Below are 19,688 nucleotides of genomic sequence, written 5' to 3'. Positions count from 1 at the left end.
AGGACTTAGGATGCCAGCATATAACAAGCTAGTTAGAGACAAAATCCCACAAGTAATCGAAAACAGCGGTCTTCAATTCGAAACCCGTATTTTATCAGAAGAAGAGTATAAAACAGAGGTAACGAAGAAACTCACTGAGGAGCTTCATGAATATGAGGAAACTGATAATCCAAAAGATGCGGTTGAAGAGCTTGCAGACATTCTCGAGCTGATTCATGCAGCTGCTGAACTCAATGGATCTTCGTTTGAAGAAGTAGAAGAAGTGCGAGTAAAAAAAGCGGAAAAACGCGGCGGATTTAAAGAAAGAATCTTTTTAATCGAGGTTGAAGATGAGTAAATTGCAGCTGGTCACTTCACAGCTCGTGAGCCACTTGAACCAGCTTTCGAAAGAAGCTGTTGATATTAACTGGATTACGGCGTTTGCAATGAAGTCCGGTGTGAGAATCGTGACACCATTCTTGAAAGAAGCCGCAGACCGTGGTGTGCCAATCAAACTATTGATTGGTGACTATCTTTTTGTGACACAGCCGGAAGCACTTGAGATGTTGTTGGATGAATTGCCTTCCGCTGAAATACGTTTATGGAAAAGCGGAGGTGCTTCATTTCATCCCAAGTCTTACTTATTCCGCGGTGAAGAAACGTCGCACCTGATCGTTGGATCGTCCAATTTATCCCGCTCCGCATTGACGGAAGGTGTGGAATGGAATTTAATCGCGCCAACTTCAGTAGATGAGACGGTATTTGATGAAGCGGCAGAGCAATTTTTAGCGTATTTCTACGCGGATGAAACGATTCCTTTGAATAAAGAAACGCTTCAGGAATATAAAATGCTTCATGAAAAAGCAAATCTCAAACGGCCAATCAGCCCGGTTTGGTCGGAAGCGGAAGAAACGGGACTTATGCTGGGGGCATCGCAGCCTCAGGAAATCGTAGAAACAGGAGCCCCATACATAACTGAATTAAAGCCACGGCCCGCCCAGCAGGAAGCACTCGGTGCACTCGATACGGTGATGGAAGAAGAATATACTCGCGCGATGGCTGTGCTTGCGACAGGGCTCGGGAAAACCTATCTCGCGGCGTTTTTTGCGAAGAAGTTCAAACGGGTGTTGTTTGTTGCGCATCGCCAGGAGATCCTTCACCAGGCAAAAGAATCGTTCCAAAAAGTTCACCCGCATAAAAAATCCGCGTTTTACCATGCGACAGAAAAGGATACCTCCGCAGATTTTCTGTTTGCTTCCATCTATACACTGGGAAGTGAGTATCACTTAGATCAATTCGAGCGGGATGCGTTCGATTTAATTGTGGTAGATGAATTCCACCATGCAGCTTCCCCGACTTATAGAAGGCTGCTGGAGCATTTCGATCCGCAGTTTTTGCTTGGGATCACGGCAACACCTGACCGCATGGACAATCAGGATGTGTATGCCCTATGTGATGGCAATGTCGCGATTTCGATTCATTTCCTCGATGCCATCGAGCGCAATTGGCTGGCGCCGTTTCGTTATTTTGGCGTATACGACAATACCGATTACTCGAAGATTCGCTGGCTCGGAAACCGCTACGACGAAGAAGAACTGCTTCAGGCGCAGTTGAGGGAAGACTATGCTGAAGCAGTATTCGAAGCGTGGCAAAAGCATAAGCAGACCCGCACGATCGTCTTTTGTTCGACGGTCCGGCAGACACAATTTATGGACCAGTTTTTCCGGGAGCGCGGCATTCGTTCGATGAGTTTGTCGGGCGGTACGCCTGCAGAAGAGCGGAAAGCGGCGAGAGCACAATTGGATTCAGGAGAGTTGGAAATCATCTTCACGGTCGATTTGTTCAATGAAGGTGTCGATATTCCGAAAGTCGATACCTTGCTGTTTATCCGACCGACTGAGTCGCTCACAGTCTACACCCAGCAAATCGGCCGGGGACTGCGCATTGCGGACGAAAAGGATCATTGCGTGATTATTGACTTTATCGGCAATTACCGCAACGCCGATTTGAAGCTTTCGGTATTTGATACAGTGCCTCAAGCTAAAGGAAAACCTCAAGGCGTCGCACCTTTAGTCCCTGCGAATTGCGATTTCAATTTAGAATTGGCAGTCGTCAATTTATTGGTAGAGCTGCGGAAGAAACGCGCGCCTAGAAAAGAAGCAATGGTTCTTGCTTACCGCGAATTAAAGCGGGAGCTCGGCAGGCGTCCTACTTATTTAGAATTTCATCTCCAAGGGACGGCGGAATCGAAAACGATCAGGCAGGAATTCGGCAGCTGGTTCGGCCTGCTCGCTTATGCGGCGGAGTTGAATGCAGAAGAGATTGAAGTATGGACGAAGCACCAGAATTGGTTGTTGGAAGTCGAGAAGACCGGAATGAACAAAAGCTATAAGATGGTTGTCTTGAGTTACATGTTGTCACAAGGCGTGGAGAACTGGCTGGAGCCGATCACGCCAGTGGAAGCAGCACCGTATTTCCATGAGTTCCTGACGGCGAAACAATACCGCTTGAATGCTGATTTCAATGATGTGCAGGGAAGAAAGCTCAGAGACTACGATGAAAAGAAAATCGCAGATCTGATTGAGCGGATGCCGATGACGAAGTGGAGCGGCAGTGCAAAAGGCGGCCTGGTGACATTTGAAGGAGGATCGTTTACTTTGAATCTATCGCCAAGTATTGAACATCAGCGAATTCTGCATGAGTGGACGAAGGAAATTGCTGAATATCGGCTGCATGCTTATTTTGAGAGGAAAGCGATTAATAGAAACTAAAGTAACGGCAGGAAGAGTGATTATAAAACTCATCCTGCCGTTTTTAATATGACTAATTAAAAAAAGATATTGCAAAATTGAGAGGTTAAGAACCAATTCTTTTTACTAAGTTTCCAACGGATTACTTAGAATCAGTGAGCAATCTGCTTGAAAAAATATACCCCAATGGGTATTATAAAGTTAATCAAAGATATTACTCAAACAGGAGGAATCCATATGACTAACCAAGTAACTGTCTACTCAACGAACACATGCCCATACTGCACGATGCTCAAGAATTTCCTGGACCAAAACGGCATCGCTTACACAGACGTCAATGTCCAGAAAGATCCAGTAGCGGCTAGCCGCCTTGTCCAGGCAACCGGCCAAATGGGGGTTCCGCAGACGAACATCAACGGCGAGTGGGTGCTCGGCTTTGACCCGCAGCGCGTCCAATCTTTGTTGAAGCAGTAAGTATACAGAAATACTGCCATAGAATTTAAAAACTCCTGTACATTGTTTTCGGTATGAACCGTAAAACAACATGTACAGGAGTTTTTTATTCTTTTTAAGTGTAACCTGCAATATTGCGTTCTAGCTGAGCATTAATGAAACATCGGCTGCCGCTTCTTTCAAGCGTTCGATATAGGTGCCGATTTCAGTGTCATTGATTCGGAAGGACGGGCCGGCGATGGACAGGCCCCCCATCAAGTATTTGCCGTTGCGCAGTATCGGGGTGGATATACCAATCGCGTTTTCGTCGACTTCGGAATTAGTCAATGCGTAGCCATTTTGATTAATTCTGCTGAGTTCAGCTTTCAATCGGTCGCCTTCTGCTTCAGGTAAATCCGAATCGATGAGGAAATCGCTTTGTTCTTGCGGCAGGTATGCCAGTAAGATTTTCGAAGAGGCTCCCTTAAACAAATCTAGCACTTGGCCTTCCTCGTAGGAATACTTCAATTTATGCTTACATTCGAGGTGGGCAAGCACTTGGACTTTGGCGCCTTTGATTGCAGTCAGGTTAACCGATTCTCCGAGATCTTCATTCAACTCCTGCATGATCGGCAATGCTGACTCGATTAAAGGAGAGAAAGAATTTTCTTTGACCCGCGACAGCTCATCCGCCAGCCAGCCGGGAGCGTACAGCCCTTTTCCGGCCATTTCGATTAGGCCCGACTGTGTCAATCCTTTAATTTGGCGGTAAAGCGAGCTTCTTGGAACGTCAATTGCTTGCAGCATTTCATCGATATGTAGAGGCGATCCGTGGGTGCGGAACAATTGCAGTATTTTCAAATTCATAAAAAACACCTCTTTTTGTCTCAAAATATTAGACATTTAATTTGTCTTAATATTCTTCATACTATACTCTTTCAAATAATACATCAATACAAAAGGGGTTTTGTGATGAATACAACTGTGATTTTGTTTCTATCTATTGCTGTGGTACTTTCAGGGATAATTGTTTTTTCTTACATTTTGGGACGTAAAAAACAAGGAGTAGAAAACTGGTACGTAGGTGGACGATCATTACCGCTATATGTTCAGATCGGAACGCAATTTGCGACGGTTATGGGGGGCGCGGTCATCGTCGGTCTTGTTGGAACCGCCTATTCGAGTGGCTGGTCCACATTGACATATGGCTTATTGACAATGATTGGGTTTATCCCGTTTTTGTTTATGGCGAAATGGCTGCGCAATAGTGAGTTCGAGACGATGCCTGACATCATCACGAAAATTTATGGCCGTCATCCGGTATTATCGATACTGGTCATCCTGAGTACACTCATCGTGCCGTTCGGCTGGATGATTACCCAATTGGTCGGGTTTGGAAAAATCTTTTCAACCATCACTGGCGTAGACGCACCGCTGATGGTGGCGGCGTTCGCTGTAATCAGCTTGGCTTTCGTTCTGCCAGCGGGGATGACGTCAGTTGCCTGGACTGATTTTATTTTCGGGTGTGCCATGGCTGTCGGTGCGGTCATTGCATTCTTCATGGCGATGGATATTGGGGATGGTTTCCAGACAATCATGTCCAATACACCGAGTGAAATTTCCGATTTCCCAAGTGGTCTTGCCGGCGTAGGAATGGGGACTATCTTGTTTTGGATTTTTGGCGTCATGCCTGGAAATTTAACCAATCAGCAACTGTATCAGCGTATCTACTCCGCTGACAATTCGCGGAATGCGACGATTTCCATTGGAGTGACAGCTGTGTTATTTGCTGTTGCAACTTTCTGGTCCTCGACGATCGGGTTGACGGTGCGCTCTTTGAATCCGTCACTTGATAACGCTGAAAATGCAACCGGATGGTTTTTAACGCAGACACCGGATTGGTTCTTGATCATGTTTGCGGTGTTCATCGTCGCAACCATCATGTCGACGCTCAGTAGTGCGGTTCAGTCGGTTGTGGTGACGATTACAAAAGATATTTATACGAATTATGTAAATCCAGACATTGAAGAAAAAAAGCTGATTTCCGTATCGCGCGTTGTTTCAGTGGCGGTATTGGCTTTAGCGGTTTCCATGGCAATCTTTTTCCCGCAAGCGCTCGGCTGGATTGTCGCTTCGTTCGCTTATTCGGTATCGGCTCTATTGGTGCCGATTCTCGGCGGCTTCATCTTAAGGGATAAAAACATCCTTGACCATCGCGCAGGAATCGCCAGTATCGTCATGGGAATCGGTGGATCGGGCATTGCGCATTTTCTCGGTGCGGACATCTATGTCATTTATGGCCTCGCTGCATCACTGGTGGGACTAGCCGTTGTAGCAGCATTCAACAAAGCAAAGGAGAGACAGCATGAAATTCGAAAAAGTGATTCAAGGGCATATCGTAACTCCTGAAGGAGACTTTTCTGGTGAAATCGGAATAAATAATGGGAAAATCCTAGAAGTCTCGGATAGGAAAGGAATGTTGCATGGAGAGGAGACCGTTGATTTTGGGGAGGATTTTGTCTTCCCTGGTTTTATTGATGCACACGTTCATTGCTTCAGCAACCCGAACGAAGGCATTCGAAAAGCATCTTCTGCAGCGGCAAAGGGCGGAATTACAAGCTTCTTGGATATGCCGTACGATCTGCCTGTACCAATCAGCAATGTCAGCGTATTGGAGGAGAAAATTGCTGAGGTTAACGAACAGGCGGTAGTGGACATCGCCTTATGGGGCACCATTCCGAAAGAGAACGGAGCACAGGTCATCGATGAATTGGCAGAGGCTGGCGTCGCCGGTTTCAAATTGTCGACCTTCGAAACGGATCCGTACCGTTTTCCCCGCATTGAAGACGCGGATATATTGGAAGCGATGAAGAAAACGGCGGCCCATAATTTGGTTATCGCATTTCACGCAGAAAATGATGAAATGCTGACGCGTTATATTGAAGATGCTAAAAAAGCAGGCCAAAAGGAGGCGATCCATCATAACTTGACGAGGCCACCGGTGACGGAAACGACCGCAGTCGTTAAATTATTGGACATGGCTTCGTGGTCCGGTGCGAAACTGCATATCGTCCATGTCAGCCATGCGCGGAGTATCGATTATGTCGAGTGGTTCAAGCAGCAAGGAACGAACGTAACGGCGGAGACTTGCTATAATTATTTGTTGCTGACGACGGAAGATCTCAAGAAATTTGGCCCGAAAGCGAAAATCAACCCACCTCTGAGATTGCCGGAACAAGTTGAAGCGCTGGAGCGGAAATTACTCGAAGGCCAAATCGACTTTATCACTTCCGATCATGCACCATGGCAAAAAGCGGATAAAACCATCGGCGAGTACGATATCTTCAAGGCGAAATCCGGTTCTCCAGGTCTTGAAATCATGGTGCCTTTGTTGTTCGACCATCTTGTAGATCAAAAAGGAATTTCTCCAGCCCGTTTTGCGGAACTGCTAGCCCTGGCACCAGCCCGACGGTTCAGACTTGTGGATAAAGGCTCGATTGAAACCGGCAAAGACGCCGATATTGTAGTCATTAAAAGAGGTGCGCCATGGCGCATCGACGAAAACGACTTCCTTTCTGTATCGGATGTTTCGCCTTTCCATGAGCATACAGTGCACAACCGTATAGAGGCGACATTTGTACGCGGACATCTAGTGTACAGTCATGAAGGCGGAATCAATACGCAGACTGCAGGCCGGTTCATCAAACCCGGGGAGGTGAATCGCGATGAAGATAAACAAGCAGCGCTTGGTGGACATGTTGGAACAAGTAAATAACATCACCGAAGAGGGGGAAGGCATCACTCGCCTTGCATATTCTCGGAAAGAACAAGAGGCCTTAGATTGGTTTATCGACACATGTGAACGACATTCCATTAGAACGCACCGGGATGCAATTGGCAATGTATTCGGAACGGTTGGACCAGACAGTGGGAATGGTGTCTTGATTGGTTCTCACCTTGACACGGTGAAAAACGGCGGCAAATACGATGGTGCGCTTGGGGTGGTTGCAGGGCTTGAGATATTGCTCATCTTGCAGGAAATCGGTGTGCAGTTGAAGCGGCCAGTGACCGTCGTTTCTTTTCGTGGGGAAGAAGCGAATATCCTTGGCGGCACATTCGGAAGCCGGGCATTTTGCGGAAATATTGAATTTGATACATCGTTCAGCGAGCGGCTTAAAAGTACTCCTTTCACTCTCCAACAAGTCAAAGACACAGTGGGATATGAACGCTATAGCGATTATCTGGAGCTCCACATCGAGCAAGGGAAAAAACTTGAATCAAACGGTTCAGCAATCGGCGTCGTCCATGCAATCGCGGGCATTAAGCGCTTGGATGTGGCGGTTTACGGGGAAGCTGCTCATTCTGGAACGATGGGAATGAATGAACGAGACGACGCATTGACGTCCGCCGCCCACATTATTCTCGAATTCGAGCGCCTCGTCAAATCATTCGGTGAACCGAATGTCGGGACGATTGGCGAATTGCATATGCACCCGAACTTGCCGAATGTCGTGCCGGGGCGTGTCGATTTGACGCTCGAAGTAAGAGGGACTGAGCTTGAAGTGATGCGCGAGATTACAGACCAGATTTCCGATTATGCGTCCGTGAATCATTCTGTCTCCATTACACCGAATATCGAAAAGGCGCCGTCCTCCTTGTCTGAAACCCTTTCTGCAATTGTCGGACAGGCAAGCCAGGAAGCGGGCATTCCTTATGAATCGATGATGAGCGGGGCAAACCACGATGCCAATTCGCTAGCTTCAGTTATGAATTCAGCTCTGGTATTCATTCCCTGCTTAGCAGGCATCAGCCACAACTCGAAAGAATTTGCGGCAGCAGATGATATGGAGAATGGCGCGAATGTTTTGCTCGGCAGTGTCTTGAAGCTGGCGAAGTGAGCCGTTCAGAGGTCGGATAAAACTAGCTACGTTACTTCATGGGGAAACATTAAAGTATAAATCTTGATTTCTCGTTAATAATTTATAAAAAATTTCAACATCCTGTCTCCTTTTTCGCAGTTTCCGTCTATCTAAGAGATGAAAGGCAATTTTCTTAGCATAGGGGGAAAGCTGATGGAAAAGGAGTTTTTTGTTGAGGTGCTCGAGCATCCGGAGTATGGGGAAGTGTATCGCTTTTTGGAAGTGGATCCGCAGACGGGGGAGGAACAGGCGGTTGACCCGTTCGACAGCGGGATGGTGAGACGCTACCAGGAGGCACCGCCGGAGTTGTTCTACATCACGTCGAAACGCGGGGCGGATGCGAGCGGATTTTACCAGGGCGAGCAGTTTATCGTGCAGCGCGGCTCGAAGTTTGCGGGCACGACCACGCCAAAATGCCCGAAGCGTTATTTGAAGCTAAGGGAAGAGCTGTTGCTGTCTGGGAAACTGACGCCGCTCGGCCACCAGTATTTGGTGATGGAAGATGTGGAATTCGCGTCGCCTCTGATTGCGATGGGTGTCGCGATCGGCGGCTGGGCGAAGGGAGCGCATGATTGGAAGAAAATTTAAGTACGGTATTATATGAAGGTGATTCCCAGTGCACAATTGTATAGGAGACGGCAAAAGCATCGCTTTGAGCGATGTTTTTTTTAGTGCCCAAAAGAAAAAACACTGAAGTGATTTCAGTGTTTTTTGTGGCTGATTTTCGGTTGAAAGCATTTCGTGCAATTTTATTCCCCGACCATCCCGTCATTATCGTTATCGCGCATATGCGGATACAGCCAATGATCGCTCATGATGGGCATCGTAAACCCGGCGTCTTTTGCTTCCTGGATCGTCACTTGGCCGTTGCCGTTTGTGTCGACGCTCGAGACGTCACCGCCTGTTTCTGGGCTGCTAGTTTCCGGTGGACTGGATTCAGCATCCGTAGTTGCGCTGTCCGTTAAGCCGAGGGAGGCGTTGACTTCATCGGGGTTGACGTTGTCGAATGTGTCGACCACTTCGTTGCCTCTGACGGTATAGCTGTATTGATAGCTGGACGGCACTTGCGTCTCGGTATCGGGATAGGTGATGATCGCTTCGAAATCGGTGGCGCCGCCCGCATCGCGAATGACGTCTTCCATATACGCCTGGTCGCCGTGGCGGTTGAGCGTGCTTTCTTGCGGAGTGATGTTATAGGCGTTCGAGACCCCGCCGAGTGAATCGGCGATGACGTGTCCTTCGTCCAGAATGTCGCTTTCGACACCCGGCACTTTGGCTTCGTCGGAATAATAGCGTCCTGAGTCGAGGACCGGCTCGCTCGTGTCGTCCTGCAAAATGATTTCATCCGCAATGACGCGTTCCAATTGGCCGTGTTCATTCGTGAACGCCCAGTATTCGCGTTCTCCGTAACCGATGGAGACGACGGTGTTCGGTTCACGGTGGCCGGACAAATCGCCGCCGTCCACTTCGATGAGTTCGTATCCTTCGAACGGTGCTTCCGCAGGGTGTGCGGCCGTTTCTTCTTCGGGTGCATCTGCAGCTGGCTGTTCCGCTTCGCTTGGGGCTGTTTCTTTCTCTGCCTCATCAGGCGCTTCGGTTTCGGTGGCCGTTTCGTCAGGGGCTTCCGTTTCCGCGGAACTTTCTTGTTGCACATCGGCTTCCGGGGTTACGGCTTGTTCGGTTTCGGTGCAGCCGGCCATGAAGGCGGCCAGCAGCAAGACGATCCAGTAATTCATTCGTTTTTTCATGTAAAGACACTCCTCTGGTTGTGTATTCTCCGGATGGGCTGCGGAAGGGGATGAAGTTCTGCTTGATGGATTGAATATCGCCAATGAACTAGCAATATCCTCCTTTTTTATTAATGATACCAATCATTTACATTCTATGCAGGAAAATTCCATGGTAAAGGCTGAAAATGAAAACTTATCCATTGGAGTTGCCGAAGGAGCGGCTGTTTTACCAATGAACAGGAAAAGCCCGGCCCTTTGTCGAAAAAAACGGGGAGCCAGGCTTTTCTTGTTGTGCCGGTGGTTTGATGATCATCCGGTTATTCTGAAAGCCAGGAAACGAATCCATTACATTTCCATTTTGGAGGAGCCATGAAAAAATTCGCTTTGTATTCTCTTGCGGGCGTTGCGGCCGCATCTGCCGTATCGGCATTGTTGTTAAGAAGCTATGCGCCGCTCGGGGCGACGCCGGATAAAGGGCAGCGGGCGGCTTTTGCGCAGCGCGGGCATGACGAGAGCGGCAAGTTCGCCAACCTGGAACAAGCCGATATGAACATCAGCGTTTCGGCGGGACTGTCGATGCTGAAGGATTCCGTTTTTGCGTGTGAGGTCCAGCGCCGGCCGGCGGGCAGCTTGCCGCTGGCGGATATCGATTGGGCGCTCATCGCAAGCGGCGAAGACAGCTTGACCTGGTTCGGGCATTCAGCATTTTTGTTGAGCCTCGACGGGAAAAAACTGTTCATCGACCCGATGCTCGGGCATCGGGCGTCTCCCGTTTCGTTTGCCGGCAGTGCGCGCTATAGTGTGGATTGGCTCGGCAGCATCGGACAGCTGCCGGACATTGACGCGGTGTTGTTGACGCATGACCATTACGATCACCTCGATTACGGGTCGATCCGCGCGCTGAAAAGCAAAGTCGGGCATTTCTTCGTGCCGCTCGGTGTCGGGGCGCACCTTAAGCGCTGGGGCGTGGAAGTGGCGCGCATCACCGAACTGGATTGGTGGGAGGAAACGCAGTTTCAAGGCTTGACGCTCGCATTGGCCCCGTCGCAGCATTTCTCCGGGCGCGGCTTGTTCAACCGCAATTCGACGCTGTGGGGCGGCTGGATCGTGCTTGGCCGCGATATCCGCTTTTACACAAGCGGCGACGGGGGCTATGGCAGCCATTTCAAGGCCATCGGCGAGCGTTACGGCCCGTTCGACCTCGTGCTGATGGAAGGCGGGCAGTACGATGAGCGCTGGGAAACATCCCATATGACGCCGGAACAGGCGGTACAGGCGGCGCTGGATGTCCGGGGCGAGCGGATGATGCTCGTCCACTGGGCGGCGTTCACTTTGGCGTTCCATAGCTGGACGGACCCGATCGAGCGGGCAACGGCAGAAGCGCAGCGTTTGGGCGTGGATTTGCTCACCCGAAGATCGGCGAGACGCTCTCGCTGTCGCGGCTTGATTGCTGCGTGTCGGCGCGCTGGTGGGAAAGGCGGTAACGGAATGGAGCTTGCCGCCGGATCCCCAAGGTTTGAGATTCGCGCGTTCTTCTTCTAGAATGGAGGTTACCAACAATCTGGAAAGAGGGATGACATGACATTGATTAAAATTTCCATGCCGGATGCGATCCGGATTGAAAAGGCCCGCCGTGACGGGGTAGAGATCGGCGAGCTTCTGAAACACGAGAATTTCGCCTCGCTCGGAACGGATCTCGAGACGGTGTTTCGTGACGGCTATCAGGTGAAATTCCTGACGGTGAACGGCGCGAAGAATTTGCTGCGCATCAAATTCGGCCAGGAAGCGGACCTTGATTATACTGAGACCGAACAGGGGCTTTCAGGGCTTGCCTTGGACGAAGCGCAAGCGGAGAGCTTCCGCCAGATTCTGTCCGATAATTGCCGCCTGGAACAGGAAGCGGGCGGCTCGTACCGGGTCATATGGGCGTAGCCGATTTTGTGGATACGGAGAGCAGGGGCGAAGCATATGCTTTGCCCCTTTTTTATTTACGCTTGGAAGCGGGAGTGAAAGACGGCGGCCTTGTTTAACGGAATTCGGAAAGGGTATTTAATTCCCATGAATAAAAAAACAGGCAAGCAATGAGGAGGATTTCTTCAATGGATTATATCAATTTGGGCAAATCGGGGCTGCGCGTCCCGAAATACATTCTCGGCACGATCCCGTTCAGCGGGACGAACGGCTTTGAAGCGGCAGGTAATGTACAGGAGAACACCGCAAACCGCATGGTGGACATGTCGATCGATGCCGGGATCAATATGTTCGATACGGCGAACCTGTATTCGAAAGGGAACGCTGAAAAGGTGCTCGGTGCGGCGATACGGGGCAAGCGCGACAAGGTGCTGATTTCGTCGAAGACCGGGTTTCCGTTCGACAGCCATCCGAATGAACGGGGAGCTTCCCGTAACAATTTGATGAAATCCATCGATGAATCGCTCGAGCGGCTCGGCACGGATTACATCGACTTGTATTTCGTCCACTTGTGGGACGGGCAGACGCCGGTCGAGGAGACGGTCGAGACGATGAACGATCTGATCAAGGCCGGCAAGATCCGCCATTGGGGCGTCTCGAACTACAGCGGCTGGGCGCTCGCGAAGACGCATACTTTCGCGGAACAGAACGGCAAGATCCCGCCGGTCACCCAGCAGATCTACTACACCCCGGAAGCGCGCGAATCGGAATACGAACTGCTTCCAGCAGGGGCGGAGCTCGGCGTCAGCTCGATGATCTGGAGCCCGCTCGGTGAAGGTCTGTTGACCGGCAAGATCGGCCGGGATAAGGAAGCGCCGGAAGATACCCGCCAAGGCGGCGGCTGGCCGGAGCCTTGGGTGTATGACCAGGAGCGTTTGTATACCGTCATCGATGCCTTGGAGGAAGTGGCGGCAAACCACAACGCCAGCGTGCCGCAAATCGCCTATGCGTGGGTGCGCGACCGCCCGAACGTCGGGCCGATCGTCATCGCGGCGCGCAATGAAGAGCAGCTCGAAGAAAACATCGCATCCTACAAGATCAAGCTCAAGCGCGATGAGCACGACTTGATCGAAGCGGCAGCCCGTCCGGCGCCATTCTATCCGCATTGGCACCGCGCCATGAGCGGGCCGGACCAAGCGAGCCCGTCCGAGAAAGTGTATTTGGACGCTTACAAGAAAACGATGGGCCTTAAATAACTCGCAATATCTGACCGGTGCGCAATGGCGCGCCGGTTTTTCAAGGTTCAGGGAAGTTTTGCCGCATTGGATGGAACTTTCCATAGGCAGGTTCGATCTTTATAGGAGAACAGGAGGTAGGCAGATGAAAGCTGTTATTTTTGATATGGACGGCACTTTGTTCCAGACCGACACGATTTTGGAGCAATCCCTGGAAGAAGCGTTCGCGGTTCTGCGCGAAACGGGCGAATGGCAAGGCGCGGCGCCGATCGAGGCGTACCGGGACATCATGGGCGTGCCGCTGCCTGCGGTATGGGAAACGCTGTTGCCCGGGAAATCCGAGGAGACCAAGCGCGAGATGGATGCGTATTTCCTTGAACGGTTGATCGCAAATATTGAAGAAGGCAAAGGGGCATTGTATCCTCACGTTACGGAAGTGTTCGCCAGGCTGTGTGCAGAAGGCTACCGGATCTTCATTGCGAGCAATGGGCTTGTGCGCTACTTGGCGGCAATCGTTTCGCATTACGGCTTGGACGAATGGGTGACGGAAACCTTCAGCATCGAACAAGCCGCCATACCCGATAAAGCGGAACTCGTGCGCATGATCAAAGAGAAATACGGCGTAACGGAAGGGGCGGTTGTCGGAGACCGCATCTCCGATATCCGCGCGGCGAAAGCGAACGGTTTGCTCGCGGTCGGCTGCCGTTTTGATTTTGCGCAGGAACAGGAGTTGAAAGAAGCGGACGTGGTGATTGATAGCTTGGCGGATTTGAGAAACGTGTTGGCGCAGGTGCAGGTCAAAGGATAATCAACGAATTGACAGAAAGGGCGCATTTGGATATTCCCTTCCATGAATAGATGTGGTAATATTGAGACAATTAAACGAAACGGAGGTGAAAAGAATGGAGAAATGTGCTGCGGTGATGGGTGTGAAAATGGAGGAAGCTTTGTATTTCACACGTGTCATTACGTTTGATTTGACGCCGACGGGAGAAGTCTGCCCTTTTTTAGTCAATTTCAAAATCACGCGCAGCTGATATCTGACATTCTTTTCACCAGTGGAGAAGACTGCCCGATACGCGGCAGTCTTTTTTTGTACCGATTTTCAGCTGCGCCCTGGAGGCGTAAACTATGCAAATCACAGCACAACAACTAACGAAATCCATTGGCGGCAACGAAATCTTCGCCAATTTATCATTCGAAATCAACGAAAAAGAACGGATCGCCATCGTCGGCCGCAACGGCTCGGGTAAGACGACTTTATTTCAGCTGCTCGCGGGGCTGGAAGAGCCGGACGCCGGCACGATCATCCGCACGAAGAACACCCAGATCGGCTATCTGCACCAAATCCCCGACTACCCGGGGTACAGCGTCTACGAAGTGTTGAACGAAAGCTTCAGCGACTTGCACGGGATGCAGAAGCGGCTCAGTGAACTGGAAACCGGGCTTGCGAACGGTGCGGACGAGCGCGTGCTGCGGCAATACGGCGAACTGCAGGAGCAGTTTATGGAGGCCGGCGGTTATGAAACGGAATCTAAGATCGCCGCCGTGGCAAATGGACTTGGCGTCGCGCATCTGATGGGCCAGCGATTTGACTCGCTGAGCGGCGGCGAGAAGACGAAAGTGATGCTCGCGCAGCTCATTTTGCGCAAGCCGTCGGTCCTGTTGCTCGATGAACCGACGAATCATTTGGATCTGTCGGCAATCGAATGGCTCGAGCATTATTTGGAGTATTACAGCGGCACGGTCGTCGTCATTTCGCATGACCGGCAGTTCTTGAACAATGTCGTGCACAAAGTGTATGAAATCGAAGACGGCGAAATGTGGGAAAGTAAAGGCGATTACGACGCTTACTTGCGTAACAAGCAGGCGAAGATGGAGCAGCAATTTGCGGCGTATAAAGAGCAGCAGAAGAAAATCCAGAAGATCAAGGAATCGATTCGCCGCCTGCGCCAATGGGCGAATGAAGCCTCGCCGCCGAATCCGGATCTGTTCCGCAAAGCGAAGACGATGGAGAAGATGCTCGAGCGTATGGAGCTCGTCAAGCGGCCGGCAGCGGAAAAGGCGATGAAGCTGAAGCTGCAAGCCAATGACCGCAGCGGCAAACGGGTTTTCGAGCTGCAGGATGTGTTCCACGGCTTCGGCGATGAAGTGCTGTTTGCCGATGTCGAACTTGCCGTTTACTGGCAGGACCGCTTGGCGATTGTCGGCGACAACGGCACCGGCAAATCGACTTTGCTGAAGATCTTGCTTGGCGACATCGAACCGGTGGATGGGGAAGTGCGCCGAGGCAGCAATGTGAAAATCGGCTACCTCGCCCAGCAGTTTGAAGCGTTCGACGGAGAGGCGCGCGTCATTGAGGCGTTCCGCGATAATTTGTCGGTGACAGAAGGCGACGCCCGCCATCTGCTCGCGCAATTCCTGTTCTACGGCCACGACGTCTTCAAGCGCGTCAAGGATCTCAGCGGGGGCGAAAAAATGCGTTTGCGTCTCGCTCAGCTCATGCAGGAAGACTGCAACGTGCTCGTGTTGGATGAGCCGACCAACCACCTCGACATCGAATCGCGCGAAGTGCTAGAAGAAACCTTGAAAGAATTCAACGGCACGATCATCGCGATCAGTCACGACCGCTATTTCCTGCAGAAGCTGTTCACGAAAATCGCTTGGATTGAAGGGCAAACCCTCACCTTGCATGAAGGTTCGTATGACTGGGCATCGGAAAAGCAAAAAAACGCTCACGGCATCTTGCAATGACCAATTGGATTCAAACAAGAAAAAGCGTTCCTGGCACAGTGCCAGGAACGCTTTCTATTATTCTTCTTTTGCATTGCGGTTAAACAATAATACCAGTACCGGCCCGACTACCGGCAACAAAGCCAATTGCTTGAATCGCGCTTCGGGCAAGAAGCGGTACGTGGCATAGACCGATAGGCCCCACAGCACGAACCAGTCGATGGTCATGACCGATACCAAACTCGAGGTCTGGAATGCTTCCACGTAGGCTTGTGGCGAGAAACCGCGGAAGACGGTGAGGAAATTGATGGTGCTGATGGCGGCGACAAAGATCAGCCACGCTTTTGAGCGCAGTATGCGGTGCAGCCAATTCGGCCCGCGGCGCTGTTTCTCCGGCGGCTTGTCGCCGAACGCGAAATACGGCAATAGCGAGAACGCACCGACGCCAAAGGACACAAGTGCAAACGGCCACGCCGGCCAGCGGAAACGGTCATTCGGCAATAGGAGCGTCAAGAAGACGAGCGGGAAGATGCCGAGCGAGTTAAAGACAGCGAGGATGAGCGGATCGATTCCTTCCCATTCGCCCATCAGCAGCGGTCCGAATTGGTATCCGCCGGAACCCGAAGGCGCAAAAAAGACAGCGTATGCAATCATCAATAGCCATATCGCGAGAAATGCCATGCGTGTCACCCCGTTTTTCCTTGATTTTTCCTTATCTTAACGCATACTGCTCCAGCTGTCTTTGCGGAGCCCATGCGGTATAATGGAAAGAGACGGAAAATCAGGGAGGAATGGGAATGGACAAATTGTTGAAAAAACGCGGCAAGGCACTCGCGATCGACGTGATGGCTTCTGCAGTGGTCACCGCGGCAGTAGAGCCGCTGCTCCGGAAAAAGCTTAAGCAAGAGTGGGTGCATGCGCTCGTTACGCCGACTGTGGTGTTTTGGGGGCTTGAATACATCCAATTGAAAACGTGCGGACAGACGGTCGGTCACAAAATCGCTGGCATCAAAATCGAAAACGCAGACGGCGGCGAACTGACGGATGAACAGATCTTGAAGCGCGTCGCACACCGCGATTCGATTATGACGCTTCAATGGCTTAAAGAACGCGGGCAGGAGACGAGTGCGCAAATGCCGCATGACCGGTACGCCCACACTGTAGTGCGTGAACTCGATAAGTAAACGGCAAGGCGGTATCCAATGGGGTGCCGTCTTTTGTATGGTGAAAAACAAAATTTCCAAAACGAAACTGTCTCTAGCGGCAAAAGAAAGGTTACAATAATTGTAAGAATCTTTTCGAGAATTAGGAGGAGACTATGAACATTCGAGAAATGAGCGTGAATGGGCAACGCATCATTCCGCCGCTGGAATTGAACATGGAAAAAGGCATCATATTGGGGATACAGACGAATGTCCAGCGCAAGAAAATGCTCTTGGCCCAATTTGCGGAGCGGCAAGATATGTATTTGTCGCTTGCGGAACAAGGCGAATACACGCGTTTGACCGTCGAGGAACTATTGCGCTTCATGAAGTCGCTCAGCGGCCATGGCCAACCGGTCCGTTCGATGCTCCAGCTGTTTCAGCTCGGGGAATACCGGAAAGTGAAAATTGCCGATTTGCCGGCGTCGAAAAAAATCTATTTGTCTTTGCTGCGGGTTTATTACGCACAGCAGCCCGCAATCATTCTGGAAGAGCCGTATTTCCAGCTCGAAGAACCCGATCAATTGGCATTTAAGCGGCTATTGGAAGAATTGGTGGAAGAAAAACAGATCCTGATCCTCACCGCCAATCTGGAAGATGCGCTGATCAGTTGCGATACAGTCTACCGTTTGGACGAAGCGGGATTGCATTTATTGGATATTACAGATGCTGAGGATGAAATGGAAGCTTTAGATGAGCCTGGTGAAGCGGAGTTCAAGATCCAAAAAATCCCGACCAAAAAGAACGACAAAACCATTTTGTTCAATCCGCCGGAAATTGATTATATCGAAAGCATCAATAGTTCGGCAGTGGTGCACGTGGCAGGGGAGACCTATGTGTGCGCACTGACCTTGGCGGAATTGGAAGAAAGGCTCCAGCATTACGGTTTTTTCCGCTGCCACCGTTCGTATATCGTCAATCTCCAGAAAGTGCGGGAATTGATCACGTGGACGAAAAACAGCTATAGCCTGCGCTTGACGACCGGAAAAGATTCGGTCGTGCCGCTGTCGAGGACGAAACTCGCGGAATTGAAAAGCTTGCTGAATATTTAATTTCCCGGGAAATAACCTTCGCCCGCTTTGCCCGTACATGTGCTGAAGCTGTGGTTGGGGGAGGGAAAGTTATCTTTTACCAAGCCGCAACGGGTACCGTTCAACATGTATATGGTACAGTTCGGCGGAAATCGGCTGAGGGGGTCTTTTTTTCTTTATATGCTTGCTCTAACAACAAAAAAGGAGTGGCGTATATGAAAGCGATCACCGTTGAAAATATCCAAAAAACTTTCTCGGGAATTCCAGCGCTGAAAGATGTCTCATTTGAAATACCTCAAGGGGAAATCTTCGGTTTTCTCGGCCCGAGCGGATCGGGCAAGACTACCTTGATCAAGATTCTGACAGCCCAGTTGAAAGTAAACGGCGGCACCGCCAAAGTTTTGGGGATGCCTGCCGGTGCGATGCAGAAAACGGGCCAGAAAAGGCGCTTCGGGATTTTGACCGATAACAGCGGCTTGTATGAACGGCTGACGATTGAAGAGAACTTGGACGTCTTTCGGCGATTGTATAACCTTCCAAAAGATTCCATCGATCAAGTGCTCGACTTCGTCAATTTGCGGGGGGAGCGCAAAAAGAAAATCTCCGTCTTATCGAAGGGGATGCGCCAGCGCGTAACATTGGCATGTGCGATTATCCATGAGCCGGAACTGCTGTTTCTCGATGAACCGACCTCCGCTTTGGACCCCGTAAACACGGCCCATATCCATAAAGGCTTGCGTCATTTGAACGAACGCGGGACGACGATTTTCCTGACGACGCACGATATGCAGGAAGCGGAAGCCTTGTGCGGCCGGGTGGCGATTTTGCATAAAGGCGAAATCCGGGCGCTCGGGGCGCCGGCGGAATTGCGCCGAGAGCACCGCGACGGCATGTTGACAGTGGAGCTGACATCGGGCGAAACCGAGCGATTGCCGCTGAACGGGCAGTCCGCCGGGGTGATTACGGAATGGATGCAATCGGGGCAGATTGAGCGCCTGTATACGAATGAGCCGAGCTTAGGGGAAATCTTCATCAAACTGACGGGGAGTGAACTAGTATGAATATTTCAATGAAACGGGTAGGGGCTATTTTCATTAAGGATTATAAAGAGTTTTCCAGGAACTATGCGGTGTCGATCATGCTGCTGTTTCCGATCTTCTTCGCCTTTTTATACCGGGGGACCGGGGAACCGCAAGGCGAGATTTATGCCTTCATCCTCAATTTCTCCCTCGCCATGATGACGAGCTTCATCCAGGCTTGCCTGATTGCGGAGGAAAAAGAACGCAACACGCTGCGTTCCTTGATGATGACACCGGCTTCAATGCTTGACGTCCTGCTCGGAAAAAGCGCGCTCGTCTTTACGATGTCGGCCGCGGTATTGGCTTTGTCGACGTATATTTATGGCTATGAGCCGACGAATCTGCCGGTGCTTCTTTTCGCTGTGGCTGTATCGATCGTTCTCTATGTCGCCGTCGGAACAATCTGCGGCCTGTATTCGAGAACGGTAATGGAAGCAACATTATCGGTGTTCCCGGTACTGATCATTTTCACGGCCGGGCCATATGCGCAGCTTTTTGCTGACAAGTTCCCGGTGCTGGAAGCTGCGCGCTATTTGCCGAGCAGCCAATTGATGGAGCTGCTGGGCGGAGCATCCGGCACAGATGCCGTGGAGCCTTTAGTGGTCATCACATTGTGGGCAGCGGCGCTGACAGCCATATCGTTCATCTTGTATAAAAAGCGCTTGAAGGACCAATAAGAAAAGCGGC

Annotated in this window: 20 protein-coding genes; 17 read left to right on the top strand and 3 right to left on the bottom strand. The window is 50.8% G+C overall.

The window, feature by feature from the left end:
- The first annotated feature begins 10 nt into the window (after positions 1-10).
- The 3 genes from BBI15_RS14550 to BBI15_RS14540 all read left to right on the top strand — a co-directional run bounded on the left by BBI15_RS14550 (position 11) and on the right by BBI15_RS14540 (position 3,203).
- Positions 11-337 carry a nucleoside triphosphate pyrophosphohydrolase gene (locus BBI15_RS14550; protein WP_068870642.1) on the top strand — a complete coding sequence of 109 codons (327 nt, stop codon included), beginning with the start codon at positions 11-13 and terminating at the stop codon, positions 335-337.
- Positions 330-2,750, top strand: a complete 2,421-nt coding sequence (locus BBI15_RS14545; RefSeq protein ID WP_068870640.1) for a DEAD/DEAH box helicase family protein — start codon at positions 330-332, stop codon at positions 2,748-2,750. The genes BBI15_RS14550 and BBI15_RS14545 overlap by 8 nt, the downstream gene beginning before the upstream one ends.
- A gap of 216 nt (positions 2,751-2,966) precedes the next feature.
- Complete coding sequence (locus BBI15_RS14540) at positions 2,967-3,203, top strand: glutaredoxin family protein (RefSeq protein WP_068870638.1); 237 nt, start codon at positions 2,967-2,969, stop codon at positions 3,201-3,203.
- Between the two features lie 120 nt (positions 3,204-3,323).
- Here the strand turns inward: BBI15_RS14540 and BBI15_RS14535 are convergent, their stop codons facing one another.
- The gene (locus tag BBI15_RS14535; protein ID WP_068870635.1) at positions 3,324-4,028 is read right to left on the bottom strand and encodes an IclR family transcriptional regulator; all 705 of its coding nucleotides are present in this window, start codon (positions 4,026-4,028) and stop codon (positions 3,324-3,326) included.
- Positions 4,029-4,133: 105 nt separating this feature from the next.
- Between BBI15_RS14535 and BBI15_RS14530 the strand changes: the two genes are divergently transcribed.
- The 4 genes from BBI15_RS14530 (at position 4,134) to BBI15_RS14515 (ending at position 8,668) form a co-directional block, all read left to right on the top strand.
- On the top strand, positions 4,134-5,570 hold the full coding sequence (locus BBI15_RS14530) for a sodium:solute symporter family protein (protein ID WP_068870633.1): 1,437 nt from the start codon (positions 4,134-4,136) through the stop codon (positions 5,568-5,570).
- Positions 5,527-6,936, top strand: coding sequence for a dihydroorotase (locus BBI15_RS14525; RefSeq protein WP_068870631.1), 1,410 nt, complete (start codon positions 5,527-5,529; stop codon positions 6,934-6,936). The genes BBI15_RS14530 and BBI15_RS14525 overlap by 44 nt, the downstream gene beginning before the upstream one ends.
- Complete coding sequence (locus BBI15_RS14520; protein WP_068870630.1) at positions 6,887-8,059, top strand: Zn-dependent hydrolase; 1,173 nt, start codon at positions 6,887-6,889, stop codon at positions 8,057-8,059. Before BBI15_RS14525 ends, BBI15_RS14520 begins: the two co-directional genes overlap by 50 nt.
- 174 nt (positions 8,060-8,233) lie before the next feature.
- Positions 8,234-8,668 (top strand): DUF4357 domain-containing protein, encoded by a 435-nt coding sequence (locus BBI15_RS14515; RefSeq protein WP_068870628.1) that lies wholly within the window; start codon positions 8,234-8,236, stop codon positions 8,666-8,668.
- Between the two features lie 161 nt (positions 8,669-8,829).
- Here BBI15_RS14515 and BBI15_RS14510 read toward each other — a convergent pair whose 3' ends face one another.
- Positions 8,830-9,828, bottom strand: a complete 999-nt coding sequence (locus BBI15_RS14510) for a DNA/RNA non-specific endonuclease (RefSeq protein WP_068870626.1) — start codon at positions 9,826-9,828, stop codon at positions 8,830-8,832.
- Between the two features lie 351 nt (positions 9,829-10,179).
- Between BBI15_RS14510 and BBI15_RS14500 the strand changes: the two genes are divergently transcribed.
- From BBI15_RS14500 to abc-f, 6 genes are all read left to right on the top strand, one after another.
- Complete coding sequence (locus BBI15_RS14500) at positions 10,180-11,352, top strand: MBL fold metallo-hydrolase (protein ID WP_418312490.1); 1,173 nt, start codon at positions 10,180-10,182, stop codon at positions 11,350-11,352.
- 36 nt (positions 11,353-11,388) lie between these two features.
- The gene (locus tag BBI15_RS14495) at positions 11,389-11,742 is read left to right on the top strand and encodes a hypothetical protein (protein WP_068870622.1); all 354 of its coding nucleotides are present in this window, start codon (positions 11,389-11,391) and stop codon (positions 11,740-11,742) included.
- Positions 11,743-11,909: 167 nt separating this feature from the next.
- Positions 11,910-12,977, top strand: coding sequence for an aldo/keto reductase (locus BBI15_RS14490; protein WP_068870620.1), 1,068 nt, complete (start codon positions 11,910-11,912; stop codon positions 12,975-12,977).
- A 124-nt stretch (positions 12,978-13,101) separates the two neighbouring features.
- A complete protein-coding gene (locus tag BBI15_RS14485) occupies positions 13,102-13,764 on the top strand; it encodes an HAD family hydrolase (RefSeq protein WP_068870618.1) in 663 nt (220 codons plus the stop codon).
- 94 nt (positions 13,765-13,858) lie between these two features.
- Positions 13,859-13,993 carry a hypothetical protein gene (locus BBI15_RS16750; RefSeq protein ID WP_257721097.1) on the top strand — a complete coding sequence of 45 codons (135 nt, stop codon included), beginning with the start codon at positions 13,859-13,861 and terminating at the stop codon, positions 13,991-13,993.
- A 94-nt stretch (positions 13,994-14,087) separates the two neighbouring features.
- On the top strand, positions 14,088-15,710 hold the full coding sequence (gene abc-f / locus BBI15_RS14480; protein WP_068870616.1) for a ribosomal protection-like ABC-F family protein: 1,623 nt from the start codon (positions 14,088-14,090) through the stop codon (positions 15,708-15,710).
- A gap of 57 nt (positions 15,711-15,767) precedes the next feature.
- Here the strand turns inward: abc-f and BBI15_RS14475 are convergent, their stop codons facing one another.
- A complete protein-coding gene (locus BBI15_RS14475; protein WP_068872616.1) occupies positions 15,768-16,370 on the bottom strand; it encodes a hypothetical protein in 603 nt (200 codons plus the stop codon).
- 116 nt (positions 16,371-16,486) lie between these two features.
- Between BBI15_RS14475 and BBI15_RS14470 the strand changes: the two genes are divergently transcribed.
- From BBI15_RS14470 to BBI15_RS14455, 4 genes are all read left to right on the top strand, one after another.
- Positions 16,487-16,873, top strand: a complete 387-nt coding sequence (locus BBI15_RS14470) for an RDD family protein (RefSeq protein WP_068870615.1) — start codon at positions 16,487-16,489, stop codon at positions 16,871-16,873.
- Between the two features lie 134 nt (positions 16,874-17,007).
- Positions 17,008-17,943 (top strand): LytTR family transcriptional regulator DNA-binding domain-containing protein, encoded by a 936-nt coding sequence (locus tag BBI15_RS14465; RefSeq protein ID WP_068870613.1) that lies wholly within the window; start codon positions 17,008-17,010, stop codon positions 17,941-17,943.
- 194 nt (positions 17,944-18,137) lie between these two features.
- The gene (locus tag BBI15_RS14460; RefSeq protein ID WP_068870611.1) at positions 18,138-18,983 is read left to right on the top strand and encodes an ABC transporter ATP-binding protein; all 846 of its coding nucleotides are present in this window, start codon (positions 18,138-18,140) and stop codon (positions 18,981-18,983) included.
- The gene (locus BBI15_RS14455; RefSeq protein WP_068870610.1) at positions 18,980-19,678 is read left to right on the top strand and encodes an ABC transporter permease; all 699 of its coding nucleotides are present in this window, start codon (positions 18,980-18,982) and stop codon (positions 19,676-19,678) included. Before BBI15_RS14460 ends, BBI15_RS14455 begins: the two co-directional genes overlap by 4 nt.
- Positions 19,679-19,688 lie beyond the last annotated feature (10 nt).

Origin of the sequence: Planococcus plakortidis (assembly GCF_001687605.2) — a bacterium.
Lineage (GTDB): Bacteria > Bacillota > Bacilli > Bacillales_A > Planococcaceae > Planococcus > Planococcus plakortidis.
This window is presented reverse-complemented; position numbering and strand designations above follow the sequence as displayed.